Annotated in this window: 1 tRNA gene; it reads left to right on the top strand. The window is 42.2% G+C overall.

The annotated features are described in order from the left end of the window. The first annotated feature begins 129 nt into the window (after positions 1 to 129). A tRNA-Val gene (locus P20429_RS20050) sits at positions 130 to 202 on the top strand. Positions 203 to 204 lie beyond the last annotated feature (2 nt).

The raw sequence follows: 204 nt of genomic DNA, 5'->3' as shown, positions 1-204 counted from the left end.
AAAATGTAATTTGGGTGATTAGCTCAGTTACAAAAGAAGAAAGCATCACCGCCTTTTGCAAATAATGGCGAGGATTACTGGTTAAAGTCCAGCATTAACTATCACCCTTGATAGTTAATAATGTAATTTGGGTGATTAGCTCAGTTGGGAGAGCATCGCCCTTACAAGGCGAGGGTCACTGGTTCAAGTCCAGTATCACCCACC

Source organism: Pseudoalteromonas sp. BSi20429, assembly GCF_000238895.1.
Classification (GTDB): domain Bacteria; phylum Pseudomonadota; class Gammaproteobacteria; order Enterobacterales; family Alteromonadaceae; genus Pseudoalteromonas; species Pseudoalteromonas arctica.
This window is presented reverse-complemented; position numbering and strand designations above follow the sequence as displayed.